7 protein-coding genes and 1 pseudogene are annotated in these 6,659 nt (G+C 47.6%); 2 read left to right on the forward strand and 6 right to left on the reverse strand.

Annotation, left to right across the window (positions count from 1 at the left end; genetic code table 11):
- A pseudogene (locus DBO31_RS05520) lies at positions 1–165 on the forward strand (phosphohydrolase); the annotation flags it as partial.
- 87 nt (positions 166–252) lie between these two features.
- Here DBO31_RS05520 and DBO31_RS05525 read toward each other — a convergent pair.
- From DBO31_RS05525 to DBO31_RS05545, 5 genes are read right to left on the reverse strand one after another with little or no spacing between them, the layout of a single operon-like run.
- Complete coding sequence (locus DBO31_RS05525; protein WP_150824644.1) at positions 253–888, reverse strand: ComF family protein; 636 nt, start codon at positions 886–888, stop codon at positions 253–255.
- Entirely contained in the window at positions 885–3,077 is a 2,193-nt protein-coding gene (locus DBO31_RS05530; protein ID WP_234995407.1) for an ATP-dependent RecD-like DNA helicase, read from the reverse strand. The genes DBO31_RS05525 and DBO31_RS05530 overlap by 4 nt, the downstream gene beginning before the upstream one ends.
- Positions 3,055–3,321, reverse strand: coding sequence for a chorismate mutase (locus DBO31_RS05535; protein WP_059076870.1), 267 nt, complete (start codon positions 3,319–3,321; stop codon positions 3,055–3,057). The genes DBO31_RS05530 and DBO31_RS05535 overlap by 23 nt, the downstream gene beginning before the upstream one ends.
- A 12-nt stretch (positions 3,322–3,333) precedes the next feature.
- Entirely contained in the window at positions 3,334–3,879 is a 546-nt protein-coding gene (locus DBO31_RS05540) for a hypothetical protein (protein ID WP_150824645.1), read from the reverse strand.
- 21 nt (positions 3,880–3,900) lie between these two features.
- Positions 3,901–4,311 carry a zinc ribbon domain-containing protein gene (locus DBO31_RS05545; protein WP_159897772.1) on the reverse strand — a complete coding sequence of 137 codons (411 nt, stop codon included), beginning with the start codon at positions 4,309–4,311 and terminating at the stop codon, positions 3,901–3,903.
- Between the two features lie 270 nt (positions 4,312–4,581).
- On the opposite strand from DBO31_RS05545, the gene DBO31_RS05550 reads away from it, so the two are divergent.
- The gene (locus tag DBO31_RS05550; protein ID WP_150824647.1) at positions 4,582–6,051 is read left to right on the forward strand and encodes an amino acid permease; all 1,470 of its coding nucleotides are present in this window, start codon (positions 4,582–4,584) and stop codon (positions 6,049–6,051) included.
- Positions 6,052–6,110: 59 nt separating this feature from the next.
- Here DBO31_RS05550 and DBO31_RS05555 read toward each other — a convergent pair whose 3' ends face one another.
- Positions 6,111–6,527, reverse strand: a complete 417-nt coding sequence (locus tag DBO31_RS05555) for a hypothetical protein (protein ID WP_150824648.1) — start codon at positions 6,525–6,527, stop codon at positions 6,111–6,113.
- Between the last annotated feature and the right edge of the window lie 132 nt (positions 6,528–6,659).

Here is a 6,659-nt window from a genome sequence, read left to right on the forward strand (position 1 = left end):
GGTGCCCGCATTATAGCCGTAGCTGATTATTACGATACGATTATTAATCCCAGCACCGAATTCTGGGCTAAAACCAAAACGCAGGCCCTGCGGGAACTGTTCAGCGCTTCCGGACTTCTTTTCGATCCGGAAATTGTCAAAGCTTTTATTGAAACGCTAGGCTAAAAACATATTGAAATGATAATACCTTATCAAAACGGACAGGTGACGAAACATACATCGTTACCTGTCCATTTTATTCGTATATCATCCTCATCTGGCACCGCTGGCGATGACAAGACCGGTCACTCTGGCAGCGCCTTTTTTCTTTAGCGCATGGGCACAGGATTCCATGGTAGCACCAGTCGTATAAATGTCGTCAACCAGAAGAATCGATTTCCCTTGTATTCTCACACCGTATTTGACAGAAAATCCGTCGGCTACATTTTTCGCTCTTTCCGGACGTGACAGAGTCCACTGGGATTGAGTAGCCCTCCGACGCTGCAAGGCGTCCGACCAGACGGTGAATGTCTCCGCCCAGGAACGAAAAATAAACTCGCTCTGATTATACCCCCGCTTTTGGAGTCTGATCAGCGACAGCGGAACGGGAACAGCTATATCCAGCTGGATGTCTCTCATCCAGGGAAACCGGGATAACAAATACAAGCATGCCGCCTCATATTGGAATTTCCGCTCATACTTGATCTGCTGCAGAACACGCCGTATACAGCCCCTGTAATCGGTCAGAGCATAACATCCGTCAAGATGATTACGGCGGCTGCCATCAATGATCCGGGGATGCCATACCGATTGAAAACAGAGAGAACACCAGGTTCCATGGCGTTTCACAGGCCGGCCGCATCCAGGACAACGGGGCGGATAGAGAAAGGTATGCAACCAGTTCGTCATGTAATTTCTTCCCGGCGTATCCGCTCTGCCAGCAGTGTATGGCGCTGACTGGTCCGCACGTTCTCTACAGCTCTTTCTAACGCCCGTTTCGTCCCAACCAGGATTACCTTACGTTTAGCCCTGGTTACCGCTGTATACAGGAGGTTCCGCTGAAGCATTATGGCATGACTATTGACTAATGCCATAATGACGACCGGATACTCGCTTCCCTGGCTTTTATGGACCGTAATGGCATAGGCCAGCGTTATTTCATCCAGTTCCGGCCCTTCATATTTGACATCGTGTTCTGGATAACGAACATATACGATCTTGTCCGTTACAGCAAATACTTCGCCTATGTCACCATTGAATACGCCCTTTTCATAATCATTTTGCTTCTGCATGACTTTGTCGCCTGTGCGGTATAAGGTATGTCCATTCTTTAATTCCGTCTTTCCCTGTGACGGAGGATTCGTCTTTTCCTGTATGAGGGCATTCAGATGATCGACGCCGCAATCCTGCCGGTACATAGGAGATAACACTTGCACGGCAAACTTATCTCCCGTCTCAGACGTTTCCGATTCATATAACTGGCTGATGATTTCTGCTCCCTGACTTTCGCTGTCAATCGTAATAAAGCGAAATTCCTCGTCTTCATTGACAACAGGCATCCGGCCGTAATTAATCAGATGGGCATTGGTTACGATGCGGCCGCCTTCCCGCTGACGGAAAATCGTGTCCAGACGGATAACGGATACGCATCCGGAACGGATAATATCGTGCAGGACAGATCCGGCCCCCACAGAAGGAAGCTGATCGGCATCGCCGACCAGAATGACGCGGCAAGACGGTGGAAGTGCCTGGAAAAGGTGATACATGAGGCTCATATCCAGCATCGATACTTCATCGACGATGACCAGATCTGCTTTGAGAAGATTCGTTTCATTATATTCAAATATCTGCATACGGCCATGGAACCCCATAGGGACCAGCAGGCGGTGAATCGTCAGTGCCTTTCGCTCCGTCGTTTCAGAAAGGCGTTTGGCAGCCCGGCCCGTCGGCGCGCATAAAATGATACGCAATTGTTCCTGTTCAGCCAGACTGATAATAGTCTGCACAACCGTCGTCTTCCCGGTTCCCGGTCCCCCAGTGATGACCAATAATCCCGACTGCAACGACGCTTCGACGGCTTCTCTCTGTTTTTCTGCCAGTTCAAAATGGCAGATATCCTGCCAGCGGTCTAAAAATAGTTGAACCGGCGTATGAACAGGCAAAGGCTTCATTTCAGACATATATTGAATCCGTCTGGCTATGTCGCATTCTTCGTCATGCATTTCCGGCATATAGATATAGGTTCCGCCACCATAATCAGCCGATATCAATTGGCCGATGTCAAGGGCTTCTTCCAGGATATTCCGTAATTGCAAAGAATCCGCCCGCAGGACAGAGGCCGTCCGGCGGATCAACTCCGTATCGGGTATACAAACGTGCCCATTTCCCGTCATTTCAGAAAGCACATAGGTCATACCTGCTACCAGCCGTTCCTCGGAAGACGGATCCAGTCCGAAGGCAAGGGCCATCTGATCTGCCGTTTTAAACCCGATTCCTTCGATTTCCAGAATCATCCGGTACGGTTCATGCTCCAGTACATATTGAGTATCACTGCCATATTTCTGTACCAGACGTGAGGCAAACCGGCCGGAAATACCGTGTGTTTCCAGGCAAAGAGCAATGTCATTTACTTCTTTCTCTTTACGGAACGAATCCGTTATATCTGCCAGTTTCTTTCTGCCAATGCCCTCTATTTCCAGGAGACGCTGCGGTTCTTTCTCCAATACCTCCATAGCCCCGCTGCCAAAAGCTTCCACGATGCGATGTGCCAGAGACGGGCCTATCCCCTTGACAGCCCCTGATGCCAGGAACCGCTCCATCCCCTCTTCCGTATCGGGAACCAGGCGTTTCCAGCAACCGGCCTGATACTGTCTGCCATACCGTCGGTGCTCTGTCCATCGCCCCTGGACCTCCAGCCGGTCACCTACCAAAGGTTTACTGCCATTTCCCGTCACAGTGACGACAGAATCATCATCTTCGCGGCGCAGGCGGAATACGAGATAATCCGAATCGGGTGCTTCAAACAAAATGCGTTCCACGACACCTTGTAATGTATTGTTTTCTTTTATCATAGCGTCATTCCATGCGTTTTCGTTCATAGTTCTTACTTTCATCCATAATACAACGGTAAATCGTCTGTAAATAGGGCGCAAGCTCTTTATCTGCTGCCAGTCCGGCAATTTTATCCAGGACTGCCCGTTCACGCCGGGGATCGTATATTTCCAGATGATGTTCTTTCTTATAGGCAGCTACCTGTGCGACAATTTTCATCCGTGCTTCCAACAGCTTCGTCAATTCCTGATCCAGCCGGTCGATTTCATGCCGGCATGTTTCCAGTTCCATTTCGTATCACTCCTAAAAAAGTTGTCCTGCCGGCTGGGGAGCCAGTTGTTCCCACACTAACCAGATCAGCACAATCAGTAAAATAATAGTCAGGCTTCCCCGCCACCATGGAGAAAACATGACATGCTGCACAAACGTAACCGCTTTTTCGGCCGTAATCTTGTACTGGATTTCTTCTCCTTTATTCAGCAGGCAGAACTCTCTGGCGATTCCGTCTTGTATAATAGTCCCATTACAGTGTATCGTAACAATACAATGATGAGCATATAAGACGCGCGTCAACTGAATCAGCCACTGTTTCAAGTGGTCCAGGAATAGAGAATCTGAACAGGCACTCTGATAGGCAAACAAGCTGATAGTTGTCTCCATAATACCTTCTTGTATGTCATACCGGATAAAAGGGTAATCCTCCTGTAATACAGAAATCATCTGGTTTATCGTCTGTTTCAGATTTGGTGTCAATGTAAACAGCTTGCCTCTTGATTCAGGAGCCAGACTTATTTCACCAGCCAGTGTAATATAGGAAGAACCATAATAATGACGGATTTTTTTTATCATCTTCCTGCCACTCCTCCTGCATCATAACCGTGACCCACATTTGGGACAAAAAACGCTGTCGTCCGGCACCTTGTTTCCACAGTGCTTACAAAAACGGGGCGATGGACTGCCTTCTATTTCCCGCTTGTTTTCCTGTCGGATTTTTCCCGGTTCATTGCCTTCGAGATGAGCCATGCGATTTTCTATATGATCCATCCGCGAATGCATATCCGCTTCAGAGACTGCTACCCGTTCTTTCAGCATGCCATTTTCCCTCCGGCTCCGCTCGAGTTCCTGTTCAATAGATAAATCTTTCATGACAGCTAGTACGATAGCAGCCAGCACGGGGCTGACCAAAAGAGCAGCCAGCGTCCAGATAATACCATTTCGTCCCCTGCGGCCTGCCCATATCCCGACGAGGACAGCAAAGATAATATATGCTATAAAAGACATATTCATTCACCTTCTATACTAAATTCATAATACATACTATGATACATATTATACGTTAAATCAGCATGAACAGCAAATCCACTGTAAAACCTGTAAAAGCAGCCTACATGCAACGAACATGTATCTTATCTATATATTAGACAGATGTTATAGTATACGTTAAAATGTATACTATAACAAGAATAATCCCATTGCTATCCTATATAAACTTCTGTATAATAAAAAGTATTGGGGTGTTCTTATACAATTACATATAAAGGTAGTGATTTCATGCAAGAAGAACAGCACGAAGAAGGCCTGCGACGAAGTCTGAAAGCACGTCATATGAACATGATTGCCATTGGCGGTGCCATCGGCACAGGACTGTTCGTAGCCGGTGGAGAAACGGTCAGTACAGCCGGACCAGGCGGTGCACTTGTCGCCTATTCCCTGATTGGTATCATGGTCTACGTTCTCATGACGAGCCTGGGAGAAATGGCAGCATATCTGCCTGTCAGCGGCTCTTTTGAAACCTATGCAAACCGCTATGTAGACAAATCCCTGGGATTTGCCCTGGGATGGAATTACTGGTTCAACTGGGCAATTACCGTAGCAGCTGAATTAGTTGCCGGAGCGCTGATCATGAAATACTGGTTCCCTGATATACCAGCAGCCATCTGGAGCGGGATTTTTCTTATCGTATTATTCACATTGAATTACCTCTCAACCCGCTCATATGGTGAAAGTGAATTCATTTTCGCCGGTATAAAAGTACTCACGGTACTCGTATTTCTCTTTGCCGGTACCCTTCTCATTCTGGGACTGGGACCGGAACCATCACCGGGATTTACAAACTGGACCATCGGTGATGCACCTTTTGTCGGTGGTTTCACGGCTATGTTGGGGATTTTCATGGTAGCCGGATTTTCATTCCAGGGGACAGAAATGATAGGCATCGCTGCCGGTGAAAGCGAAGATCCGGAAAAAAATGTTCCCCGCGCTGTCAAATCAATTTTCTGGCGCATACTTCTCTTTTACTTAGGTGCGTTTATTGTCATCGGCTTCCTGATCCCATACACCGATCCCAATTTACTCAATACAGAAATTGAGAATATTTCCGTAAGTCCGTTCACGCTGGTATTTGAACGATTCGGGCTGGCAGCAGCTGCGTCCGTCATGAACGCGGTCATACTGACTGCCGTGTTATCAGCCGGCAACTCCGGTCTGTACGTCTCGACCCGTATGTTGTATGCCATGGCTGAAACAGGTCAGGCACCGAGATGCTTCCTGAAGCTGAATAAACGAGGTGTACCTACGAATGCTCTCTTTGCCACCGTCGTCTTCGGACTGGCGGCCTTCCTGACCTCACTCATAGGGGAAGGCAAAGCCTATGACTGGCTGGTAAACATCAGCGGTATGGCCGGCTTCATCACCTGGATAGGTATTGCCATCTGCCATTACCGTTTCCGTCGTGCCTATGTCGCACAAGGTAAGGATCTGAAAGACCTTCCATACCGCGCAAAGTGGTTCCCCTTCGGCCCCCTTCTGGCCTTACTGATGTGTATCATCGTCACGGCAGGTCAGAATTATTCTGCCTTTACCGGCACGGAAATTGACTGGTATGGTGCCAGTGTCGCCTACATAGGTATACCTGTGTTTTTGGCCGTATTCTTATGGCATAAAGCAAAGAACCATACGCATATCATCCCTCTGAAAGAAGTCAATCTCTCCCGCGAAGGAAATCGGAAAATTAAGCCGTAGCAAAAAAGGATGTAACGAAATGACAAAGACACTTCGTTACATCCTTTTATTATATAACATTATAATTTTTTCGTTTCAGGTGATAATTCATGACGCGAACACAAAGCAAAGCATCCTTCCCGTACAGCGTCACGCAGAGAAGAAAACGTGATAGTTGCAGCTGCCTTATCAGGTTCATAGGTCATATGCAGCATGCGGATTGCCACATGGCGGCCAGACAGGCAATTCAGGCAGTTCCAACGTTCTTCAGCCGTTTCAGCAAGATCACGCTGAGAGTAACAGACCAGTTCATCACCAGCTTTTAAACGGCGTAACAGCAGCCTTCTGGCAGGATGGTCCGGATGACGGGGATTCATATCCTCGATAATCAAGTGTTCCATCTTAACACCGGCCCGCAATAGTTCCTTCTGCTGAGGCATATTCTGTTGAAAATCCATAAAAAAAGAAGGATCTACGCAAGCATATCCATACTTCATATCTATTCACCTGGCTAACCAAAAAGAATGAGGATCATACAATATAAAAGCAGCTCACACAAAATGTATGAGCTGCCTGTGGTGACCCGGTAGGGATTCGAACCCTAGACCTACTGATTCGTAGTCAGTCAC

It is taken from the genome of Megasphaera sp. DJF_B143 (genome assembly GCF_900320625.1).
Taxonomy (GTDB): domain Bacteria; phylum Bacillota; class Negativicutes; order Veillonellales; family Megasphaeraceae; genus Megasphaera; species Megasphaera hexanoica.